The organism is Legionella santicrucis (genome assembly GCF_001468135.1).
GTDB lineage: Bacteria > Pseudomonadota > Gammaproteobacteria > Legionellales > Legionellaceae > Legionella > Legionella santicrucis.
On record NZ_LNYU01000050.1, the window covers coordinates 1 to 24,162 of the forward strand.

Here is a 24,162-nt window from a genome sequence, read left to right on the forward strand (position 1 = left end):
TCTTTTGGCGGTAGCTTTGGTTAGAATATAAAGAGGATCAGTTCTCCTAATAAACTTCTTTAAAGTTTATTAGGGGTGACCTATTACGTTTTTTAGAAATAAAATCAAAGGGTCATCTTTTTAGTCCTTATAGCAATTTTCTAGACAAATAAAAACCCTTGTCACAAAAACCATTAGATTTTATATAGTTATATGGCAAAGGGCCTGAACTTCTTACTGAGCACCTTATGGGTTCATTTTTCGATCAATATAATCCAAATACGGCCAATAAGGACTGACATTTTACAACGTAACCTATGCCAACTGCAGCCTGCGGCATGGACGTTTACGACTCATAAAGCCTTCATATGCTGCTCATTTAATTGATTACAATTTGCACGAATTTGTGGCTCTTGCCACAAAGTAACAAATAAAACCATAACTAATGGTCCTACAAACAAGCCCAGTAAACCTAAAGTTTCAACACCACCTAATATACCAAATAAAACAGCTAAAAAGGGTAATTCAATCGCACCCCCAATTAGTGCAGGCTTAATAAAATGATCTGCAACAAACATAACTAAGGTTCCCCAAACAAGAACAGCGATTGCACCAAACATACTACCAAATGCAAACAAAATCATAGCTACCGTAATAAAAACTATAGGCACAACAAAGGGAATCATTGCTGCTAGTGCAGTAATAAATCCTACCAAAGTAGGTGCTGGAAAACCAACTAAACCATAACAAACTCCCATTAAAAAACCAACTCCAAGCCCTACAACTATTGTTCCATTTACTGTTGATCTCAAAGCTCTAGGAAGCCTATCCGCATAGCGAAACCATCTTTTACCCAAACAATTCTCTCCTACAAGATAAATTTGTGTGATTAATTGATCGCCGTCGCGGTAAAAGAAAAATAAGCTTAGTAAGGTAAAACCTACTTGGACACTTCGATGGACTAAATTAGAACCAATTTGTTTTACATAGTAACTGGTTGGTGTTAAAGATAAATGAATATTGGACAACAATCCTTTAATCATTCCGGGTTTGCCAATATTATCATCCCAGTAAACGATCAAGTCATTTCCTATCCAGGGAAAATTTTTCAGGAACTCAGGCGCCATACCGCCTTTTTCATTTAAATTTTGTAAAAAATTGATGAATATTTGTAACTCCTTGATAAGAAGCCCAACCAACCAACTTAGAGGCAGTAGAAACAGTAATCCAATTAACGTTGTGAAAAGTAAAGCCGATAAATCGTCTTTATTTCCAAAAAATCGACGCCATCTTTCGTATAAAGGATAAGTAGCAATAACAATAATAGAAGCCCATATCATAGATGGGATAAAGCGATGAATAATAAACAAGCTAAGAACTATAATCCCTATAGTTAAGCCCATACTAATGAGCTCTTTGTGATTCTCATTCATCCAGCAAAACCCCATGCTAAAATTTGCATAATTATCCAAGCAGGAATCGCTGCTAACACATCATCAAGCATAATTCCTAACCCACCACGAACTTTTTGATCTACATATTCTATAGGTTGTGGTTTCCATATATCGAAAATTCGAAACAAAATAAAACCACAGATCATCCATGATAATCCTTTGGGAGCCATAAACATCGTCAATAAATAACCAACAACCTCATCCCAAACAATTCCTTTATAATCATGTACTCCTAACTCTTGAGAAACTTTCTCACAAACCCAAACACCTAAAATAAATGCGATCAATGTAAAAAAAAGATAAGCCGTGCAATGAGTCCCTATAAGTAACAAATAAAGGGGGACAGCAGCTAATGTTCCCCAAGTGCCAGGAGCTGTAGGCATTAATCCGGTGCCAAATCCAAAAGCGATAAAGTAAATAGGGTTTTGAAATACACATCCCGTTAAATTAATTTGTTTCATCATTTTTCTCAACTTCATTTATCGTCAATGTAGATGATTAAAAACTCTACCTAACGAAAAAAATTTAAAAATGTGTGTAACCTACTGGTTTTAATGTATTACACTGATTGTAACCATTTTTTATCCTTACCCCAGGCGCAGACTCTATTACACCTATAGGATAACAAAGCAAATTCGCTGTCTTAAATTCGTTCATCAATGAAGGCAATTTATTTTCTGGCACTGTAAAACATAACTCATAATCATCGCCGCCTGTTAAAGCTAAGTCAACTGCTTTACCGTGTAAATATTTCTTAAGTAAAGAATGTGTTGGAATTGCATCTTCATTTAGGCAAGCCCCTACACCACTGGCAACACAAATATGATTTAAGTCAGCACCAAGTCCATCAGAAATATCTATAGCCGCAGTTGCATACATTCGTAAAAAACGAATTAAATCAATACGAGGTTTAGGGTGTAACAATTTCTGCATTAACTCCTCTTTCTCTTGTTGAGGTATTTCCCTATTAAGTAATTTAATGGCTAATGCTGCGGCACCTAACTTTCCTGAAACCAAAATAATGTCTCCAGGTTTCGCACCTCTTCGTGATATAGCTTGTCCTTCAGGTGCTTGTCCCAAAACAGTAATTGTAATCGATAAAGGGCCTCGAGTTGTATCACCACCAATTAAAGTCATATTTAACTGATTTAGAGAGTCCTTTAAGCCGTGCGCAAACAAAGTCAGCCACTGTGAATCTAATTCAGGCAAAGTTAAGGCAAGTGTAATCCAACATGGTTTTGCAGCCATAGCTGCCATATCACTTACATTGACCATGAGGGCCCGACAAGCAATATCATAAGCATCCCACTCAGACAAAAAATGGACGCCTGAAACTAAAGTATCTGTACTCACCAGCAAATTTATTCCATCAGAGAGACGCAAACAAGCTGCATCATCCCCGATACCTAATAAAACTTCATCACTTTTTAAATCAAGCGGTTTAAAAAACTGAGCAATAAGTGAAAACTCATTCATTGCTATGGCTGATTTCAATTGAACGAACCTGGCGCGCTAAGTTGTTTAATACGCCATTGACATAACGATATCCATCTTGGGAGCCAAACTCTTTGGTTAATGGGATGGCTTCGTCCAGTACAACTTTATAAGGAATTTCAGGACAATAGAGTAATTCAAAAGAACTTAAACGTAAGACTGTATGTTCAATTGGATTAAGCGCGGAAATTTCTCGATCGAGAAAAGGAGTAATACTCGCCTCTAATGAAGTAACATGCTCAGGGACGCCATGCAATAAACGACAAAAATAATCGACATCTACTTTATCCATTTTATTAATGACACGAAACTGTGCTTCTATTTCATACACATCGGTTCCCGACATTAACCATTGATAAAGCGCTTGAAGTGCTAATTTTCTGGCTTTTCTTTTACCACTTATTGACTGCTTTTCCACCTTAACCTCATCAACTTTCTTAAATAAATAACGATATAAATTGATCAATATACTAATTGTATAAACTGACCCTAGTACTCTAAGTGAAAATCTTGGTGAACGTCCTTATTTGACACATCTTGATACAGAGTGAGTGATAACTCTAATCTTTATTCATCTGATCAATAGTTAGCCTGAAATCACTCACATCTTTAAAGCGTTTATATACCGAAGCAAATCGTACATAAGCTACATGATCCAGACTAAATAACTCCTTCATCACAAGCTCACCTATAATTTGAGAATCAATTTCTCGCTCTCCTCTGCGGCGGATTTCTTGAGTTATTGAAATAATTGCAGCTTCCAATGCATCAATACTCACTGGTCTTTTTTCCAAAGCTCGCAACATGCCCGAGCGCAAATTTTCTATATTAAAAAGCTCGCGCCTACCATCACGCTTTACAATTAATGGCATGATTAACTCAGCTGTTTCAAAAGTAGTAAAACGTTCATGGCATACAAGACATTCTCTTCTTCTGCGTACTTGGGCCCCTTCTGCAACTAAACGTGAATCAACTACTTTTGTTTCTTCTGCATGACAAAATGGACAATACATGATTATTTATAAACCGGAAACTCACGACATAAAAGCAAGACTTGTTCTTTCACTTTTGCTATAGTCGCTTCATTGTTAATATCATCAAGAATATCTGCTATCCAATTTGATAAAAGAATAATTTCTTTTTCTTTAAATCCTCGTGTTGTTACAGCTGGGGTTCCTAAACGCAAGCCACTGGTGACAAACGGAGAGCGCGGATCATTAGGAACAGTATTTTTATTCACAGTAATATTTGCTTTATCTAAAGCAGTATCCGCATCTTTACCTGTAATATTCTTATCAATCAAATCGACCAAAAGTAAATGATTGTCTGTACCACCAGAAACAATTTTATAGCCTCTATTCATTAATACAGACGCCATTTTTTTTGCATTTAATAAAATTTGTTGTTGATACACCTTAAATTCTGGGAGCAAGGCTTCTGCAAAAGAAACAGCTTTAGCCGCAATAACATGCATTAACGGTCCGCCTTGAGAACCAGGAAATACAGAAGAATTCAGTTTTTTCTCAATTTCTTCATTAGCACGACATAAAATCATTCCACCTCTTGGTCCTCTTAATGTTTTATGCGTAGTAGTTGTAACGACATCTGCATAAGGTATAGGAGAAGGATACAGACCTACAGCGATTAATCCAGCCACATGCGCCATATCGGCCATTAGATAGGCACCTACTTTATCTGCTATTGACCTAAATTTTTGCCAATCAACCACACGTGAATAAGCAGAAAATCCAGCAATAATTAATTTAGGTTTATGCTCTAAGGCTAAACGCTCAACAGCATCGTAATCAATTAAACCAGTCTGAGCATCTACACCATAAGATACGGATTCATACAGCTTACCCGAGAAGTTAACCTTGGACCCATGGGTTAAATGCCCTCCATGAGGTAAGGCCATTCCTAAAACCACATCGCCAGGAGCGATTAACGCCATCATTACCGCCGCATTGGCTTGGGAACCAGAATGCGGTTGGACATTAACATAATCAGCATCAAAAAGTTTTTTGGCGCGAGCAATCGCTAATTGCTCAGCGACATCAACGTACTCACATCCACCATAATAACGCTTGCCGGGGTAGCCTTCAGCATATTTATTGGTTAATACAGATCCTTGAGCTTGAAGAACACGTGGACTGACATAATTTTCTGATGCGATAAGCTCAATATGCTCTTCCTGTCGCTGTTGCTCATTAACAATCGCTTGAAAGAGTTCATCATCAAAATTTTTTATGGTATAGCTGTCATCAAACATAAGTCATCCTAAAGAAAAAAGTTAAGATCGAACAATGATGTCATTGCGCACCCTTCTCACACCATCTACATTTGCAACAATTGCCCCTGCACGTTGTTTTAATCGTTCAGTAGCCACAAAACCACTAAGTTGTACTTCATCTTTAAAGGTTTTTACTTGTATTGCTAAACCAGTAGTTCCTAATTGATTCACTAACGTGGCTTTTACCTTAGTCGTTGTAGTGGAACTATCGAGAAATTCTCCAGTGCTTTCTCTACCTGGAGAAGCGACGCATGCTATAACTAGTATAGATAAAAGCACTACAACCATCATTTTAAGTGAGTTACGCATCTCAAAACTCCCTAAAGAAAAAACCCCATTAGACTACCACAAAATTTAATGGTATACGAATTGTGAATACACATTACAACGAATCATACTCACGAGGCTCGGGATTGCTCCTGTTTTTGAGTATTTTTAGAATCAGAATTTACTTTTTTAACAGCTGGGGGATGACCATGCTTAGGATTTCGGTAATCATGGGGATGCTCATCAAAACCATATATTTCTGATCGGGGAGGAACAGAATGAAAATAACCAGCATCATAATATTCAGGCTGAGTCATTTTACAAGAAATCAAACTTGAGAGTAGTAAAAAACAAAGCATCAAACGTTTCATGAGCAATTTACCTCATACAAAAAAGGGAAGTTGCACTAAAATGCAACTTCCCCATCGCTAATAAGTAGTCTTAATGCTTACTTATTTTGCTGTTACTTCAACTTTAACATTTTTATCATTTTCGCTCTTATTAAGGCCATTAGCCAAGTAAGGTACGATTCGAACTGTAGAATTTACAGTAGTAAATTGATCATAAATTACTACATTATATGGGAAGCGTATTGACTCAATTGTAACACGCATACCAGAGTGGCAATAGCCATAGTAAAATAAATCAATATAATGAGGTGAATCGAAGCTAGGAACCATAAAAGCAGGTAAACCTATGCCATCATCGAAAATACCATATACGTAAACATCATCATAAGATCTGTTTATCACTTCAATTTGGCAGTAACCTGGAAGCATGGAGGGTCTGCTAACAGAATTTTTATTATTGTCAACTTCATTAGCTTTTGGATGCATATGTTGATTTGCTGCAACAGCATGACCAAACAATCCAAAACAAATAGCAAACAACAAGGACTTCAACTTCATGGTTTCTCCTTTGATTGATGAAAGCCGCATAGTAACAAAGTGTTGAATTTAGTCAATAGGATATTTTTATAACCATGAAATTTATTTTTATAAATCCAAAATCGATGAAATTGAATCACATAAAGACAATTAAGAGTAATAAAATTTATCTTTCGTGTTATATTTGGCAGACTTGAAAATTTGCCGTTTTCTAAAAATTCAGGAGAGCATTGATGAAGTTAGTAAAAAAACGAATGACCATTATGGGAATAATCTTACTGATTGTTTTCGGTGGAATCATTGCGTTTAACTTGATAAAAGCATTCTTGATCAAACGCTTTTTTGCAAACTACCAACCACCGGCTGTTTCTGTAGCTTCAGCTGTTGCAAAAGCAGTAGATTGGCAACCAACAATTAATGCTGTAGGTAATTTCGTAGCGATTAACGGGGTAGATGTAAACTCACAAGCCTCAGGAAATGTTATTAAAATTGATTTTGAGTCTGGACAGTATGTTGATAAAGACGCATCATTGATCACAATTGATGACAGTGTTGATCAAGCGGTACTAAAGTTTAATCAAGCTGAATTAGCCATTAAAAATTTAAATTATCAACGCCAAAGTGATTTATATAAACGTGGCGCATCCCCCATATCTAATGTGGATGAGGCTAAGGCAAATCGCGATCAGGCCCAAGCTAAATTAGAACAAACTGAAGCACAAATAAAACAAAAACACATTACTGCTCCTTTTGCAGGAAAATTAGGCATACGTCAGATCAATTTAGGGCAATTTATTAGCCCCGGACAAACATCAATTGTTTCCTTGCAATCACTGGATCCACTGTATTTGCAATTCTATCTTCCCGAACAGCTTTATAAAAAGATAAAACCACATCAGACCATTACATTTTCTGTGGAGGCATTTCCTAATGCTCTTTTTGAAGCAAAGGTGACGGCAATTAACTCCAAAGTGGATCAAAACACTCATAATGTGCTCGTACAAGGGACTCTTGCCAATTGTCCTACTTCAGCAATTAAAAATCCTGCAAAATCATCCCTAGTAAAAATTCGAAAAGAACATTTGGGAAAGAAATTGATTGTTTCTTGTAATTCTGACCTTAATGCTCAAAATAAAGTCCATAGTTTTACATTTGTTCCAGGGATGTTTGCTTCGATTGAAATAAGCCAACCACCAATACCAAACACAATCATAGTTCCCTCTACCGCAATTTCTTACAGCTTATACGGCAACGCGATCTATATTATCGAAAAGAATGCAGAGGGTAAGAAAAATAAAGATGGATCTGATCTTCTAACCGTTAAACGTGTCTTTGTCACTATAGGTGAACAACAAGGTAATTATACGGTCATTAAAAAAGGGATTAAAGCCGGACAATTAGTAGTGAGCGCAGGAGAAATAAAATTACAAAATGGCACTCCTGTATCGATCAATAATGAAGTCAAACTTGATGAAGTGAGTAATCCAGATATGTTAGGACAATAGACTTAAAATAACTTGTGTTCAATACAAAAGGCATTTTTATGTCTTTTGTATTGAACAGTAATTTTATGCGTGCATCGTCTATTACAGATTTTTTTAATCAGGAAAAGTTATGAAATTTACCGATCTCTTTATCAAACGGCCTGTGCTTGCCATGGTAATTAGTTTGCTTATTTTCCTTTTTGGTATTAACGCCATTTACAATATGCAAATTCGCCAATATCCTCGTATGGATAATACAGTGATTACTATTATGACTGGTTATCCAGGAGCAGATGCGGATCTCATCGCGGGTTTTATTACTTCTCCTATAGAAAAAGCGGTGGCAAGTGCTGAAGGGATCGATTACATGACTTCTTCAAGCACCCAAGGTTTAAGTACAATTACATTAAATGTTAAATTAAATTTCGATCCACAAATTGCCTTTACAGATGTAATGAGTAAAGTGCAACAAACAATCAACCAACTTCCCAAAGAATCTCAGCAGCCCGTTATTCTAAAAACATCTGATGCTTCTACTGCCTTGATGTACATCAGTTTGGACAGTACCCAAATGACACCGCAGCAAATCACTGATTACGCAACTCGTGTGGTACAACCGCAACTGCAAACAGTAGATGGGGTAGCCAAAGCGGACATCCTCGGTGGATCTACTTACTCGATGCGTATTTTTCTTGATCCCAAAAAAATGGCTGCATTGGGTGTTGCCCCTTCTGATGCATCTGAAGTACTTGCTAAAAACAATTTCTTAACTGCAGCAGGGAATACAAAAGGGGAATATGTAGCACTCAGCATTACTGCGAAAACAGATTTAAATAATGCAGCCCAATTCAGTAATCTTATTGTCAAAAGTGATAAAGGCTCTATAGTGCGCTTACGAGATATTGGAAAAATAGAGTTAGGCTCACAAAGTTATGATTCATCAGTAACCTTTAACGGAAAAAAAGCAGTATTCATTTCTATAACCCCCACTCCAACAGCGAATCCTCTAACCGTGATCAGTGCTGTTAGGAAGATGTTGCCTTCTGTAATCAAGGAATTCCCTCCCTCTTTAACAGGAACAATTGTCTATGATGCAACGGCGTTTATCAGGGCCTCTCTGGATGAAGTAACGCATACTATTATTGAAGCTGCTTTAATTGTTATTGTGGTCATCTTTTTATTCCTAGGCTCTATTCGCTCTGTTTTTATTCCTCTTGTAACCATTCCTTTATCATTAGTAGGTGTATGTACTCTAATGCTTATATTGGGATACAGTATTAATTTATTGACCTTACTTGCTTTTGTTTTAGCGATCGGTTTAGTTGTGGATGATGCAATTGTAGTGGTTGAAAACGTACATCGTCACATAGAGGAAGGGAAAACTCCTTTTGATGCTGCAATGATAGGTGCACGAGAGATTGCTACGCCTGTTATTGCGATGACGATAACACTAGCTGCAGTTTATGCACCTATTGGTTTTATGGGGGGGCTGACTGGTGCTTTGTTTAAAGAGTTTGCATTTACCTTAGCAAGCGCAGTAATCATTTCTGGGATCATTGCACTAACTTTATCACCAATGATGTGCTCTAAAGTTTTATCCAAAGACATCGCGAGCGGTAAGTTTGTGCATTTTCTTGACAATTTTTTTAATAAACTTAAATCAAAATATCAAAAAGCATTACATAGTTTACTCGATACTCGCGTGATTATGCTCTATTTTGCTGCAGTTGTGATTCTGATGCTTCCTTACCTCTATACCCATACTTCAGCAGAAACAGCACCCGATGAGGACCAAGGCTTCTTTTTTGTCATGGCAATGATTCCTCAATATGCCACGCTTAATTATGTTGAAGCATTTACCAAACCTTTTGATGAAATTTATAAAAGTTTTCCTGAAACAGAAAATTACTTTACTGTAAATAATAATCAGCCTATATCAGGTATGGTACTTAAGCCCTGGAATGAACGTCAAAAAAGCCAATTTGCCTTGAAACAACCCTTACAAGACAAGTTATCTAATGTCGCAGGATTAAATGCCTTTGCTATTGTTCCTCCTCCTCTTCCTGGTGGAGGGGGGGGGACACCAATACAATTTGTTATCAAAACAACCAATGATTTTCAGAGTTTACTTGATGTATCGAACAAGCTTACTGAAAAGGCTAAAAAAAGTGGCTTATTTATCTATGTAGATAATTCACTTAAATTCAATCAACCTCAAATTGTAATGAACATTAATCGCTCCAAAGCATCAGAAATGGGATTAGACATGCAAGCGGTTGGAAGTAGTTTAACAAGTGCTCTATCAGGTAATTACGTCAACTACTTTAACCTTGAGGGGCGTAGTTATCAGGTAATACCGCAATTAAGCCGCTCGTTTCGCATGAGCCCAGAAGAATTAGGACAAATTTATGTACGAACCATTAATGGCACTATGGTCCCACTTTCAACAGTAGTAACCTTGGTAGAAAAAACGGTACCGAATGCAGCATCACATTTCCAACAAATGAATTCGGCAACCATTCAAGCAGTAATGATGCCAGGAAAAACTTTAGGCGAAGGATTACAATTTTTACAAAAAGAAGCAGATCAAGTATTACCCAAAGGATTTTCTTATGATTATGGCGGCGAATCAAGACAGTTTATGCAAGAAGGTAACGCATTGCTCTTCGCTTTTGTTTTTGCAATCATAATTATTTTCTTAGTACTTTCTGCTCAATACGAAAGTTTTCGTGATCCGCTTATTGTCTTAATTAGTGTCCCTATGTCGATTTGTGGTGCCTTGATTCCTTTAAATTTAGGATTGGCAAGCATTAACATTTATACCCAAGTCGGTTTAATCACCCTCATTGGCTTAATCTCAAAGCATGGAATTTTAATTGTAGACTTTGCCAACCACTTACAACGAGAAAAAAATCTTGATAGGCGAGCCGCAGTAGAAGAAGCTGCTGGAATTAGATTAAGACCAATTCTCATGACTACCGCTGCAATGGTATTTGGAGTTTTGCCACTTTTAATTGCCAGTGGTGCTGGTGCAGTGAGTCGCTTTGACATTGGGCTAGTTATCGCGACGGGATTACTCATTGGAACTGGGTTCACTTTATTTGTGGTTCCTACACTATATACTTATATTGCTGAGGACCATCGCTCAAAAACACCGGAGCCTCAATTTGATGAAGCAAAAATTCCTGATGTACACTTACCTAACCAACATCATTAAATGAGGTCGATTCAGGATAAGGATTTTATGAAATCCAGTATTTCTCTGGTTTCGTTTGAGCTGAAAAGCACTGCATTGACTGAAGAGACACACGACGTCCCGTGGCTTGTCCCTGGAGAGATCCACACAAAATTAAACTACCTACTAGGTGCTGCACTTTATGCGCAGTACTTAGTAATGGGGATAGATTCTAAATCAATGGTAGTGAAGTGATGCACCAGCATCGTCTCGAAGCCGAGCAGGAGCATAGCAAGAAGACTTTGGATGGCGTAAGCCCCCTCAACCCAAACGAACCCGGATAATGATTCGCTTTATCCCATAAAGCGTGCATTTGAGCAACCGTGAAACGCCGATATAACCGCCCCAACTTCACACATCCTTGCTCAACTTATTATGTAATTTGTGATACCATTTCTAGTTTTATCAGTACAGGTTTAATTATGGATAAAATCTATTCCCCAGAAGCAATTGAAAAAGCACGCTATAAGCATTGGGAAAATCATCATTATTTTCAACCTAATGGTGACGGCCAAAAATTTTGTATCATGCTCCCGCCTCCTAATGTCACTGGTAGCTTACATATGGGACATGGTTTTCAGCACACAATTATGGACGCATTAACTCGTTATCATCGAATGTTAGGTGATAAAACGTTGTGGCAACCTGGGACTGATCATGCGGGAATTTCAACCCAACTTGTGGTTGAGCGGCAACTTGAAGCATCAGGCATTTCTCGAAAAGATCTCACTCGTGATCAATTTCTACAACGAGTATGGCAATGGAAAAACGAATCAGGCAATACCATAACCCAACAAATGAGACGTTTAGGTGCATCAGTTGACTGGAGTCGCGAACGATTTACCATGGATGAAGGATTGTCTGCTGCTGTTCAAAAGGTATTTGTACAACTTTATGATGAAGGGTTAATTTATAGAGGTACACGTTTGGTAAATTGGGATCCTAAGTTGGGTACGGCTGTATCCGATCTTGAGGTAATCTCAGAAGAGGAAGATGGCTTTCTTTGGCATATTCGTTATCCAATCGTGAATTCAACAGAGTTTCTGATTGTTGCTACCACTCGACCTGAAACAATGTTAGGTGATACAGCTGTCGCTGTACATCCCGAAGATTCAAGATTTAAACATCTTATTGGACAAGAGGTCCATCTACCTCTTTGCGACAGAACTATTCCCATTATTGCTGATGAATATGTTGATAAAGAATTCGGAAGCGGTTGTGTTAAAATTACACCAGCCCATGATTTTAATGATCATGAGGTAGGTAAACGTCATCAACTACCCCTAATCAATATATTAACTAAAAAAGGCTCTATTAATAAAAATGCGCCAATAAAATATCAAGGCATGGATCGATTTGTCGCGAGAGAGCAAATCATTAAAGATTTAACAGCAACAGGTTTATTACTTAAAACAGAACCACATAAACTAAAAGTCCCCCGCGGCGAAAAATCACATGTCATTATTGAACCGCTTTTAACCGATCAATGGTATGTTAAAACGCAACCTTTGGCTGAACCAGCTATTGCTGCAGTACAAAACGGCGATATTCGTTTTATACCCGAAACATGGACGAAAACTTATTTTCAATGGATGAACAATATTGAAGATTGGTGCATTAGCCGCCAATTATGGTGGGGACATCGAATACCTGCCTGGTATGACAGTAACGGTAATGTATATGTAGGCTATAGTGAAAATGACGTACGCTTTAAGTATAAAATTAAAGATTCCACAGTGCTAAAACAAGATGAAGATGTCCTAGACACCTGGTTTTCCTCAGCGCTTTGGCCTTTTTCAACTCTGGGTTGGCCTGAACGCACCCCTGAGTTGGAACAATTCTACCCAACTTCTGTTCTGGTTACCGGCTTTGATATTATCTTTTTTTGGGTAGCTCGTATGATTATGATGGGCTTAAAATTTACCGGTAAAATTCCTTTTAAAGAAGTGTTCATTACTGGTCTTATCCGCGATAGTGAAGGACATAAAATGTCCAAATCAAAAGGAAACGTACTTGATCCTTTAGATATTGTTGATGGTATTGATCTTGAATCGTTAATTGCCAAACGAACATCTAATTTAATGCTTGAATCAGTTCGCGATAAAATCGTGAAGGCTACGCGTAAAGAATTTCCAGAAGGCATTAGCGCCTATGGAACAGACGCACTTCGCTTTACCTATTGCTCGCTTGCATCAACAGGACGTAATGTACGTTTTGATATAGGTCGTGTTGAAGGATATCGAAACTTTTGTAATAAACTATGGAATGCCGCACGATATGTCTTGTTGAATACCGATGAAGAACAAATCGACTTCGGAGATGGAGCATTTCAGTACAGCCCTGCTGATCAATGGATTTTATCTCGCTTACAACGCACCATAAGCAAAGTCCATCATTATTTTGAAACCTATCGATTTGATTTATTATCAAACACTATTTATGAGTTTGTCTGGCATGAATATTGTGACTGGTACTTAGAATTATCTAAGCCTATATTACAAGATGAGCATGTACTCAGTGCCTTGAAAAGAGGTACACGTGGGACCCTCATTCATGTCTTGGATCAAATTCTAAAAATGCTGCATCCGTTAATGCCATTTATTACCGAAGAAATTTGGCAACGAACTACAAAATTAACCAGTGAAAATGGTGCAAGTATCATGATCAGCGCCTATCCTCAGGTCAATGAAGAGTTTATTGATAATACTATAGAAGAAGAGTTAGAGTGGTTAAAATCAGCTATTCAAGCAGTACGTACCATACGCAGCGAAATGTCGATTTCACCAGCTAAGCAAATTCCACTTTATATTCGTAATATTACACCAATACTCAAAGAGCGTTTAGAAAAATACCAAGATACTTTCAAAGCATTGGGTAAGTTAAGTCATATTCATTGCCTTAATATGGATGAAAAAGCTCCTGTCTCAGCAACAGCAGTATTGAACGAAATTGAATTACTCATTCCTATGGCTGATTTAATTGATAAGGAAGCTGAATTAACGCGACTAGCAAAAGAATTAGCGAAACTGGACAAAGACATTAGCCTTGCCGAAGGTAAATTAAATAATCCTAAATTCACGGATAAAGCACCTGCAGAAATTATTGCCAAGGAACAAGAAAAATTCACTCAGGCGCAGCAAGCTAAAGAAAAATTATTGGAACATAAAGCAAGGATAGAATCGTTGTAAACTGGAGCACGAATAATGATGGTTATAAACAAATTAAATTACGAATATCACCATATGGGCATACCGACTTCTACGCCTATACCCAATGAAAAATATAGTTCTACATTTAAAATGTATACAACAGATGGCAACAATCCGTTCAGGATCCAATGGCATCGTTTTGAAGAAGGTTGTCCATTGCATCCACTTATTCAATCGACGCCACATGTGGCATTTAAAGTAAAGAGCATTGACGAGGCTATTGCAGGAAGAACGGTTTTACTCGAGCCTTATTATCCTTTCGATGGGTTTCGAGTTGCAATGGTTGAAATTGACGGAGCTCCCGTAGAATTCATTGAAACGACATTAAGCGAAGAAGAAATTTGGGGTAATTCTCATAAAGGTTCTGTGATTTATCCTGAAAGAGAGTAAAGACCCCAAGCATAGTGAGCCTTGAGGAAATAATGAGGATAACCAATCAAGCAAGTAAGCATTCGCGAAATATGTATTTTTTAAAATTAAATAAAAAAACGGTTGTCATTGTGAACAAAGTGAAGCAATCCAGCATCTATTGCTAACGCAGCATCGCTTTGACATCACTATAGTTTTGCAAGTATCTGTTCAGGGGAGATGCTTGCCTCTTGGTGAGAGGCTGTTCGGCGTTGGTGTATGTGTGCCCAAAAAAACGCTAAGCTTTTCATTTTCCTCGACATACTCTACGATTAATCCACCATGCCAATAATAGAGTAGATAATATTCCTAGATAAACACCAGTATCTTTCCAATCATTCCCAACCAATTGCAATGCATCTGGACTATGAAAAACTGAAAAGGGTATCGCAAGCAAAACATCCATAATTGCAGAACCTGCAACAAGCCCACAAGCAATAAGAGTGCCTTTTTGCTTTCGAAGCACTACTTCTTCTTTAATAAGATTACTTTTTTTCAAATGCTTATGCACAAAAAAAGCAATCATACCGCCGATAAATAATGGAAAAGAAGAAGAAAGGGGTAGATACATCCCTATAGCAACTCCTAAAATGGACAAGTTTAAATAACGTCTTAACTGAAAAAAATGATTTAAGAAAACAATACTTAAAATAATGCCAGAACCAATTAACATCATTGCCCATGGCAGTGAATTTCTAAATACTGCCTCAGTAATCGCAGCCATCAATGCTGCTGTAGGTGCTGGTAAAGATTGATTTATATCCATATTAGGATGAGGCATTACCCCTGCAATACCATACACTTCAAACAGCAATTGCATTACTGGAGGAATAACCAAAGAAGAGATAACCACTCCAAGCAATAACATCAATTGCTGTTTCCATGGTGTTGCTCCAACTAACTGACCTACTTTCAAATCTTGGGTATTATCATTAGCAATGGCGGCAATCCCCGTGACTACAGAGCCAATCATGATCGTAATCGCTTCTGCTGCTTGAATTTGTTCTGTACTTAATGGAAGAGGTAACATATGATCAATCGCAACTAGCAATAGCCATGCAGCAAAAAGCATTCCTGAAATAACTACAGAACTTCCGGGACTTGCGGTTACACCGACCATACCCGAAAAATAGGCAGTGATAACTGAAAAAATAAATCCTATAAATAAAACATAAAGTACCGCTAAGAAAATTAGGGTAGGCGAGTATTGATTGTCTAATCCTACTTGCCCTAATGGTAAAACAAGTTGAAAAAACAGAAATAATATTGCAGCGAATGCACCAATACCTATTAAAATATAGGGTAAAGGTATATCCTTATCGATACGAGGAAGCTGCTCCATTCGTCCTTTAGAGCTAAAATTATTTAACGAAGCTCGAATGTTCTTAGACAAGGGCTTGATTAACTTTAAAAAAGTCCATACTCCAGCAAACAACATAGCTCCTATCCCCATATAGCGCATCTCACTATTCCATAAAAATGATGCTGCTTGTTCAGGAGGATAATGATTGATAAAATCAGGGTAAATATGACTGACTACAGGTAAGGCAATTAACCAGGAAATTACTGCCCCTAAAAATATGCTGATTGCCATATCATGGCCAACAAGATAACCAGCACCTATCATTGTTGCAGAAAATCCAGCGCCAAAACCAAACAAAGAGCGCTTTACAACAAACCAATATCCCCAGCTATTAGCAATTATCTTAAATCCAGTTTGTAATAATTCAATAAAGCCTCCGATTGCACCGCCAATTAATATATCGTTAATGCCCGATTTTTCAACGGATGATTTTAATACCTCAGCAATGGCTCTACCTTCTGGAAATTTTAAAGATTGGTCATGAACCAAAATACGACGTAATGGGATGGAGAATAATACGCCTAAAATCCCACCACAAACTGCAATGAAAAAATTAGTTAGATAATCAAAATGATTCCAAAAACCAATAATAATTAATGCAGGAATAGTATATACAATTCCACCAGCAACTGCTTCACCCGCTGAAGCGGCTGTTTGTACTGCATTATTTTCGAGAATAGTAGAATTTTTAAAAAAGCGTAAAATCCCCATGGAAATAATTGCGGCTGGAATCGAAGCTGAAGTTAGAATCCCTAACTTCAACGCAAGATAAGCATTAGACATTGCTAACAATACAGTAAGTATTATAGCAAGTAGTATCACTCGGACAGTAAGTTCTGATACTTTTTTGTCTGCGGCTATAAAAGGTGTATCTGCCATTAACGACCCCAAACTCTATGTGCTACTTCAGGCTTTAATAAAGAGGCGATTTGAGAGAAAGGAACGCTCACTGTCTGCGGACCATAGACATAAGCCGCGACTTGATACGTATCGAATATAACATCTATCCCTTCTGGTGAAAAAGACCAGATTTTATAGTTTTTCTCTGTAGGCTTGGTACCTTCTCCAATCCATTTTTTATCTGAGATATTTTTTGCCATTATCTTCTTATAACAAAAATCGGCCATAGGCTTTAAATAATCTGCTTCAGGACGAAATAGCTCGGTTAACTGAACTTGAGATCCATTAATAAAATTTAATGTACCTACTGTATTTGCAGGATGTGCCGCACCTTTATGATAAATAGAAACCATAAAACGTACACTTAAAGCATTTTTCGTTTTATAGGATAATGAATAAGTAATATTCAAACCTGATTTACCTGGCGCATCAGCAGGTACATCAGCATCTGCTCCAACTTCTTTAAAAAAACGTTGTTTTGTTTTTTCAATAAATCCTTGTAAGGTTGCATCAATACGAGGATCTTTAAATCCTTGGGGGTACTTAATATCCAAAATATAAGTGGAAGTTTCTTTTTGAACTGATGCTGGATAAACAGCATACGCAACAAAAGAACATACTAAGAGGCATAAAGATAAAACGATTTTTAATAGTTTTAGCATAGTCTTATTCCCAATCATTTTTCTTAGAGGAAACCCACTCCCCTGCTATCATCATTTGATGAGGCAAAGGATAGGCAAAATAATAACAAAGAGCAGCACTATCATCCGTAGACCAAAGCACTAAATCTGCTATCATACCAGAAGCGATTACTCCTACTTCATGTTGTATTCCTAATGCTTTTGCTGCTTGGCTCGTCACAGCAGCCAAAACTTCAGGAACAGTTAATGAAAAAAATTGGCAGGCCATACTCATCATTAAACGTAATGATGCAGTTGGTGATGAGCCTGGATTACAATCAGAAGCAACAGCGATACTCACAGCAGCTTGACGCAATAAATCAATTGGGGGTTTGTGTTTTTCACGCAGAAAATAATAAGCTCCAGGAAGCAAAACAGCAACTGTATTGGCCTCTGCCATAGCAAATGCTCCTTGGGCATCAAGAAACTCTAAATGATCACAAGATAAGGCACCAAACTCTGCTGCAAGCTTACTTGCACCGAGATTGGAGAGCTGCTCCGCATGACATTTTATAGGAAGATTTAATGCACGAGCAGCACTAAAAATTTGCTCCGTTTGCTCGAGCGAAAAGGCTATAGATTCGCAAAAAACATCCACGGCATCTGCTAAATTTTCTTCAGTTATGGCTGGTAGCATTTCTTGACAAATCATATCAACATATGCCTGACTGTTTCCTTTAAACTCTGGTCCAATTGCATGCGCTCCAAGAAAGGTTTTTCTAACTCTTAAGCCCGTTAACTCACCTAAGCGTTTGGCCACGCGCAACATTTTCACTTCATTGGATAAATCTAATCCATAACCTGATTTAATCTCAACAGTAGTCACTCCATCATCTCGTAGAGCTAGGATTCTTGGTAAAGATTGCTTGAGCAACTCCTCCTCAGACGCTTCTCGGGTCTGTTTGACTGTTGATAATATGCCACCACCTTTTTGAGCAATTTCAGTATAACTCACCCCAGCAAGTTTCATTTGAAATTCAGATGAGCGATTACCCGCATAAACTAAATGAGTATGACAATCAATGAGACCGGGGGTAAGCAATTTCCCATAACAATCTTCTTTTTGCTTTGCTTGATAAAACTGTGTTGGTATTTGTTCTTGTGCGCCACACCACACTATAAGACCATTTTTAATCACAATAGCCTGTTGCAGTAATTGATTTCCCTGTGCATCAATAGTCGATGCATTCAATAATAATTTATCGCAAGCAAACATTAAATATCCCAATGAAGAACTTGGTGAGGAGACTTAAGCCAAGCAGAGTGATGTTCTGTATCATATATGTCCCATTCCTTAGATGCATAAGTTTCCTTATCAACATCTAATAAAAGCCATGTCAAAAACTCAGCAACTGTATCTGGGGAAATCAAGCGATTTTGATCTTTCAAGCTCTGATAAAAATTAATACGTTCATAATCTGGATTAGCGCTACTTCGGGCTATCACCTGCATATGAGTATCAATTATTCCAGGCATAACACTCGCAAAAGCAATATTCTCGGACTCTAACTGCCAACATTGAGTAAGCATTGATAAAGCAGCCTTAGAGACACAATAAGCACCCCAACCTTTAATAGGAAAATAAGCTGCTCCTGAACCAATATTGAGAACTCTTCCGTTAATTAATTTATTATACAGTTTTTGCGTAAGAAAAAGAGCGGCATTCAAATTAGTATTTAAAGTATGCTGCCAATCTTTAAGTTCAACTTCTCTTAAAGGGGCTAAAGGATTCAAAGTACCTGCATTATTGATCAAGCCATCAATGCGCGGCACTTCAAGTAAATAATTTCTAATAGATTCCAACCCTTCAGAAGTTGTAATATCAGCGCACACATATTGAATCTTTGCTGACGTCGCTGCTGTTTCTTGCAATAACTGCTCTCGGCGACCAACAATTAAAACAGATTGATCACGTTTTGCTAAAGAAAAAGCTAGAGACTTCCCAATTCCGCTTCCGCCGCCAGTAATTAGAAACATGATATCCTCTGCGCATTTATTGATGTGTACAAATGATACCAGACATTGAATAAACTTGGCATAATTTTATGCGCTGTTGCTGTAGAAAAGAACATCCACATGATCAGGATTGAATTAATTCAAAAAGTTTCCTGATAGGACTAAAAAGTATACCCTAATGTTATACTACATAACTTTTCTCAAGTTATTGCTATTGATTGTGTGTCAAATTGAGATGACGTAAACATCATCTATCAAAACAGAGGAGGAATTTAATGTTTGAACATCTTTCCAATTATCACCACCCCAATTCTGCACTTTGGCAAGGCAGAAAAGATACAATAAAAGCAGAGCGATTTTTTCAAAAAATTATTTTTCCTAAACAACAAACGGATCTAATCACTAAAGAGAAAAAAACAATCTTCTTAGGGTTTGCTAGTGATGCTGGGGTTAAACGAAATCTAGGACGGCCAGGAGCAAAATTAGGCCCTGATCACATAAAAACTCAACTGGCAAAATTACCTTGCTCTCTGGATAAGGAGTTTTTGGATTTAGGAAATATTACGTGTGAAGAGGATGAATTAGAAAAAGCCCAGTCCCAATTCGCAAATTTAATCAGTTTTTGTCATCAGCAAGGTCATCAAACTATTGCCTTAGGTGGGGGACATGAAATCGCATGGGCACATTATCAAGGATTAGCACCACATTACAGTAAATTAGGTATCATTAATTTTGATGCCCATTTTGATTTAAGACCTTATCAAAAAAATCAACCGGGTACATCGGGTACTCCTTTTTCACAAATTGCTGCTTATTGTAATGAAAACAAACAAAACTTTAATTATTGTTGCCTTGGAATTCAAAAAATGGGAAACACGGATTCTTTATTTCAACAAGCTAATGCACTCAATGTCCATTACCTCACTGCCGAAGAAATCTATGCCAACAGTTTAGCGTGGCATTTAGCTTTTCTTGATGATTTTATGTTGAATCTGGAACATATATATCTAACCATATGCTTAGATGTCTTAGCAGAGTCTTTCGCACCTGGAGTGAGTGCCCCACAACCATTAGGACTAACTCCATGGCAAATTTTACCGCTCTTGAAATACATTATTCAAAGTGGCAAAGTAGTAAGTTTTGATATTGCTGAATTGTCGCCGCCTCTGGATCACGAACAAAAAACTGTTAGACTAGCGGCTCTTATTATTGCAGAATTGATACATACAATTTAAGGAGTCAGTTTCATGAAGAATACGATACTCTGGGGTGCTCTTATCACTTTAATTGGGACTCAGGTACAAGTACATGCTGATGTTACTCAACCAGCATCCCCATCAGCCCAGGCACCTAATGCTCTTGCTAGTCCTCAAACGACACAAACGCCGCCAGCACAGAGCATTCCATCAATTAATCCAGCACAATCTACCCCACCTCCTGTTATCAATTGTGACTACAAGATTCCACCTGAAACAAAAAAAATTGACCAGTCACTTGTGTTAACTTGGTCAGAGAAAGCGGTAACTCAAGCTTTTGACTTTGATCCTAATAACCTAGATGATCAATTACAAAAACTAGAGCCTTGTTTTACAGAGCAAGGATGGACAGGTTTTAATACAGCACTCCAAAAATCAGGGAATCTAGAGGCCATCAAATCCCAAAAACTGACTGTAAGCAGTCAAGTGATGGGACAAGCTATTGTTACTGAAGCTAAAGAAAATCAATGGAAACTTAATTTACCGTTACAAGTTGTTTATCAAAATGATAAAGAAAAAGTAACCCAGCTACTCAGTGTTGACGTGACTGTTGGTCGAAAAATAACCGGGGATTTGGGGATTGTACAAATGATTGCTGCACCAAGAAATACTGAAAAATCGCCAAACTCAAATACACCAAATACTCTCCCAAATAACAACAATGGAGCAACTCCTACAACTGCTCCAGCTACAACCGCACCAGCAGCAACTCCTACTGGACAACCAACAAAGCCGGCATTACCAGCAAACAGTCAATAATTTTTCGACATGAGACAGGCCTTCTTTTCACCAGTGAAGGGAAGGTCAAGCCAGATAATGCTCTATTTAACAAAGGAAAACTGATTCCTATTCTTCTGTAGCCCGGCTTAGGCAAAGCCATAATCAGGAGGAATGTGGCACAAAACTCCCGGATTACAACTATGTCTAATCCGGGCTTGTATCTTTAAATGGTAAGCAAATAATTCCCAAAGGGTTATGCTGCTTGTGTTTTATGAACGCCATTTTCATCAGGATAAGCCAAAACAATTACCTTAGTCCCAATTTGGAAAAAGTTTTCGCTTAACCATTTAGCCGCACTTGGGAAAATACGTACACAGCCATGGCTTGATGGATGTTCAGGAACTTCATATGCTGCATGGATAGTATATCCTTGATAAAAATAGGTACAATAAGGCATTTTCGCGCCGCCTTTTGTATCTACGGGGTATTCCCCTGATCGGCACTCAAATCCTCTTCTATTGTATACCTTAAAAGTTCCCGTCACTGTTCTACAAGATTGATTTGTATTTTCTTCACAAACATCGATCCCAGCTGAACCACCTCCAGTTAATAATCGATTGCCTTCTTCATCATATGCAGCCCATGCAGAGGCTTTCGGATCAAAAATGAATCGTCTTTCTCCTGTTGCACTAATTTTCTTAGGAAAATAGTCACGACCACGTTTATCTTTTGTATAATGAACCGTTCTGTGAACATAACCCGCATCATCTGTAATTAAAGTGGATTCATCATATTCAACACATGCAGTTAATCCCAAGCATAGTAACAATGCCCCAAACAACTTATTCATCTAAATTCTATCTCCAATTAATTTTAATTATGATTCTAATTTTCTGTATTTAATACGTGAGGGTCTATCCGCAGCATCACCCAAGCGACGTTTTCTATCCGCTTCATAATCACTGTAATTTCCTTCAATAAAGGTTATTTGCGAATCCCCTTCAAAAGCCATTAAATGTGTGCATATTCTATCCAAAAACCAACGATCGTGGGAAATTACAATAACACAACCAGGAAAATTGAGAATCGCGTCTTCCAAAGCACGTAAAGTTTCAACATCTAAATCATTACTCGGCTCGTCAAGTAATAATACATTTCCGCCACTTTTCAGTAGCTTAGCCAAATGCACACGATTTCGCTCTCCTCCAGAAAGTTGAGACATTTTCTTTTGCTGATCTGAGCCTTTAAAATTAAAACGCCCTACATAAGCACGTGAAGGCATTTGAAAACTACCTACTTGCATAATATCATGTCCATCAGATATTTCTTGCCATACTGTTTTGTTAGGATCTAATTCATCTCGTAACTGATCCACATAGGCTAATTGCACTGTTTCACCGATACGAATAACACCGTTATCAGGTTCTTCTTGACTCGTGATCATTTTTAAAAAGGTTGATTTACCTGCACCATTTGGACCAATAATACCTAAAACACCTCCTTTGGGAAGCTTGAAATCGAAATTATCAATTAAAATACGATCACCAAATGATTTAGTAATTTTTTCGCCTTCAAGTACAAGATCTCCCAAGCGCTCACCCGGAGGAATATAAATTTCATTGGTTTCATTCCGTTTTTGGAATTCCTTAGAGTTCATTTCTTCAAAACGAGCAAGGCGTGCTTTATTTTTAGCATGTCGTCCTTTAGGCGAAGTACGTACCCACTCTAGCTCTGCTTTAAGAGAACGTTGGTGTGCATCCTCTTGTTTTTGCTCCATCTCTAAACGTGCTTCTTTTTGCTCAAGCCAAGAAGTATAATTGCCTTTATACGGAATCCCTTCGCCTCGATCTAACTCTAAAATCCATTCAGCAGCATTATCCAGAAAATATCTATCATGAGTAATTGCTACTACTGTACCAGGAAAACCTTCAAGATAATGCTCTAGCCAGGCTACAGATTCAGCATCCAAATGGTTTGTTGGTTCATCAAGCAATAACATATCTGGATTGGAAAGCAATAAACGACATAAAGCAACACGCCGCCGCTCACCCCCTGATAATTTTCCAACCACAGCATCCCAATCAGGTAGTCGCAATGCATCAGCAGCAACATCTAGTTTTCTATCTAAATCCCAGCCGCCACCAGCTTCAATTTCATTTTGCAATTCACCTTGCTCTCCAAGCAAAGTATTCATTTCATCATCACTCATTGGCTCAGCAAAACGCATGCTGATTTCATCAAAGCGCGCCAGTTTCTCTTTCATGTCGTTTACGCCTTCTTCAACGACCTCACGCACTGTTTTATCCAAATGAAGCTGCGGTTCTTGTTCAAGATAACCAATTTTAATCCCTGCTTGGGGCCTAGCTTCTCCTTCATATTGTGTATCAACACCCGCCATAATGCGTAATAGAGTTGATTTACCAGAACCATTTAAACCTAAAACACCAATCTTAGCGCCTGGGAAGAAACTTAATGATATATCTTTTAATATAAATCGTTGATTTTCAACAATCTTGCTGACACGATTCATGGTAAAAATATATTGTGACATAACTACTCCGTCTTTCTTTAAACTTGTCT

The 24,162-nt window shown here is 37.8% G+C and carries 21 protein-coding genes; 6 read left to right on the forward strand and 15 right to left on the reverse strand.

Features of this window, described 5'->3' with window-relative positions; genetic code table 11:
• Window positions 1–332: 332 nt before the first annotated feature.
• The 9 genes from Lsan_RS10245 to Lsan_RS10285 form a co-directional block, all read right to left on the reverse strand.
• Entirely contained in the window at window positions 333–1,412 is a 1,080-nt protein-coding gene (locus tag Lsan_RS10245; protein WP_058514302.1) for an AI-2E family transporter, read from the reverse strand.
• Complete coding sequence (locus tag Lsan_RS10250; RefSeq protein ID WP_058514303.1) at window positions 1,409–1,894, reverse strand: phosphatidylglycerophosphatase A family protein; 486 nt, start codon at window positions 1,892–1,894, stop codon at window positions 1,409–1,411. Before Lsan_RS10250 ends, Lsan_RS10245 begins: the two co-directional genes overlap by 4 nt.
• 64 nt (window positions 1,895–1,958) lie before the next feature.
• The gene (gene thiL, locus Lsan_RS10255; RefSeq protein ID WP_058514304.1) at window positions 1,959–2,909 is read right to left on the reverse strand and encodes a thiamine-phosphate kinase; all 951 of its coding nucleotides are present in this window, start codon (window positions 2,907–2,909) and stop codon (window positions 1,959–1,961) included.
• Window positions 2,902–3,345, reverse strand: a complete 444-nt coding sequence (gene nusB, locus Lsan_RS10260; protein WP_058514305.1) for a transcription antitermination factor NusB — start codon at window positions 3,343–3,345, stop codon at window positions 2,902–2,904. The genes thiL and nusB overlap by 8 nt, the downstream gene beginning before the upstream one ends.
• Before the next feature lie 142 nt (window positions 3,346–3,487).
• Entirely contained in the window at window positions 3,488–3,940 is a 453-nt protein-coding gene (gene nrdR / locus Lsan_RS10265) for a transcriptional regulator NrdR (protein ID WP_058514306.1), read from the reverse strand.
• 2 nt (window positions 3,941–3,942) lie between these two features.
• Window positions 3,943–5,196, reverse strand: a complete 1,254-nt coding sequence (gene glyA, locus Lsan_RS10270) for a serine hydroxymethyltransferase (protein ID WP_058514307.1) — start codon at window positions 5,194–5,196, stop codon at window positions 3,943–3,945.
• 21 nt (window positions 5,197–5,217) lie between these two features.
• Window positions 5,218–5,526 (reverse strand): BON domain-containing protein, encoded by a 309-nt coding sequence (locus tag Lsan_RS10275; RefSeq protein ID WP_058514308.1) that lies wholly within the window; start codon window positions 5,524–5,526, stop codon window positions 5,218–5,220.
• Window positions 5,527–5,615: 89 nt separating this feature from the next.
• On the reverse strand, window positions 5,616–5,855 hold the full coding sequence (locus Lsan_RS10280) for a hypothetical protein (RefSeq protein WP_058514309.1): 240 nt from the start codon (window positions 5,853–5,855) through the stop codon (window positions 5,616–5,618).
• A gap of 81 nt (window positions 5,856–5,936) precedes the next feature.
• Window positions 5,937–6,392: a hypothetical protein gene (locus tag Lsan_RS10285; RefSeq protein WP_058514310.1), complete on the reverse strand. Its 456-nt coding sequence runs from the start codon at window positions 6,390–6,392 to the stop codon at window positions 5,937–5,939.
• Between the two features lie 212 nt (window positions 6,393–6,604).
• Here Lsan_RS10285 and Lsan_RS10290 point away from each other — a divergent pair, with 212 nt between their 5' ends.
• From Lsan_RS10290 to Lsan_RS10310, 4 genes are all read left to right on the forward strand, one after another.
• Window positions 6,605–7,876 (forward strand): efflux RND transporter periplasmic adaptor subunit, encoded by a 1,272-nt coding sequence (locus Lsan_RS10290; protein WP_058514311.1) that lies wholly within the window; start codon window positions 6,605–6,607, stop codon window positions 7,874–7,876.
• A 109-nt stretch (window positions 7,877–7,985) separates the two neighbouring features.
• On the forward strand, window positions 7,986–11,072 hold the full coding sequence (locus Lsan_RS10295; RefSeq protein ID WP_058514312.1) for an efflux RND transporter permease subunit: 3,087 nt from the start codon (window positions 7,986–7,988) through the stop codon (window positions 11,070–11,072).
• 440 nt (window positions 11,073–11,512) lie between these two features.
• Complete coding sequence (locus Lsan_RS10305) at window positions 11,513–14,278, forward strand: valine--tRNA ligase (RefSeq protein ID WP_058514314.1); 2,766 nt, start codon at window positions 11,513–11,515, stop codon at window positions 14,276–14,278.
• A 15-nt stretch (window positions 14,279–14,293) separates the two neighbouring features.
• Complete coding sequence (locus Lsan_RS10310) at window positions 14,294–14,689, forward strand: VOC family protein (RefSeq protein WP_065236299.1); 396 nt, start codon at window positions 14,294–14,296, stop codon at window positions 14,687–14,689.
• Window positions 14,690–14,954: 265 nt separating this feature from the next.
• Here Lsan_RS10310 and Lsan_RS10315 read toward each other — a convergent pair whose 3' ends face one another.
• From Lsan_RS10315 to Lsan_RS10330, 4 genes are read right to left on the reverse strand one after another with little or no spacing between them, the layout of a single operon-like run.
• The gene (locus tag Lsan_RS10315) at window positions 14,955–16,949 is read right to left on the reverse strand and encodes an OPT family oligopeptide transporter (RefSeq protein ID WP_058514315.1); all 1,995 of its coding nucleotides are present in this window, start codon (window positions 16,947–16,949) and stop codon (window positions 14,955–14,957) included.
• Complete coding sequence (locus Lsan_RS10320) at window positions 16,949–17,632, reverse strand: DUF3298 and DUF4163 domain-containing protein (RefSeq protein WP_058514392.1); 684 nt, start codon at window positions 17,630–17,632, stop codon at window positions 16,949–16,951. Before Lsan_RS10320 ends, Lsan_RS10315 begins: the two co-directional genes overlap by 1 nt.
• A 4-nt stretch (window positions 17,633–17,636) precedes the next feature.
• Entirely contained in the window at window positions 17,637–18,866 is a 1,230-nt protein-coding gene (hutI, locus tag Lsan_RS10325; RefSeq protein WP_058514316.1) for an imidazolonepropionase, read from the reverse strand.
• Window positions 18,866–19,627 (reverse strand): SDR family NAD(P)-dependent oxidoreductase, encoded by a 762-nt coding sequence (locus Lsan_RS10330; protein ID WP_058514317.1) that lies wholly within the window; start codon window positions 19,625–19,627, stop codon window positions 18,866–18,868. Before Lsan_RS10330 ends, hutI begins: the two co-directional genes overlap by 1 nt.
• Window positions 19,628–19,881: 254 nt before the next feature.
• Here Lsan_RS10330 and hutG point away from each other — a divergent pair, with 254 nt between their 5' ends.
• Together hutG and Lsan_RS10340 are read left to right on the forward strand one after the other, a co-directional pair.
• Window positions 19,882–20,841 (forward strand): formimidoylglutamase, encoded by a 960-nt coding sequence (gene hutG / locus Lsan_RS10335; RefSeq protein WP_058514318.1) that lies wholly within the window; start codon window positions 19,882–19,884, stop codon window positions 20,839–20,841.
• 12 nt (window positions 20,842–20,853) lie between these two features.
• Entirely contained in the window at window positions 20,854–21,621 is a 768-nt protein-coding gene (locus Lsan_RS10340) for a DotI/IcmL family type IV secretion protein (RefSeq protein WP_058514319.1), read from the forward strand.
• A gap of 214 nt (window positions 21,622–21,835) precedes the next feature.
• Here the strand turns inward: Lsan_RS10340 and Lsan_RS10345 are convergent, their stop codons facing one another.
• A complete protein-coding gene (locus Lsan_RS10345; RefSeq protein WP_058514320.1) occupies window positions 21,836–22,432 on the reverse strand; it encodes a L,D-transpeptidase in 597 nt (198 codons plus the stop codon).
• 27 nt (window positions 22,433–22,459) lie between these two features.
• Window positions 22,460–24,133 (reverse strand): energy-dependent translational throttle protein EttA, encoded by a 1,674-nt coding sequence (gene ettA / locus Lsan_RS10350; protein ID WP_058514321.1) that lies wholly within the window; start codon window positions 24,131–24,133, stop codon window positions 22,460–22,462.
• Window positions 24,134–24,162: the final 29 nt, after the last annotated feature.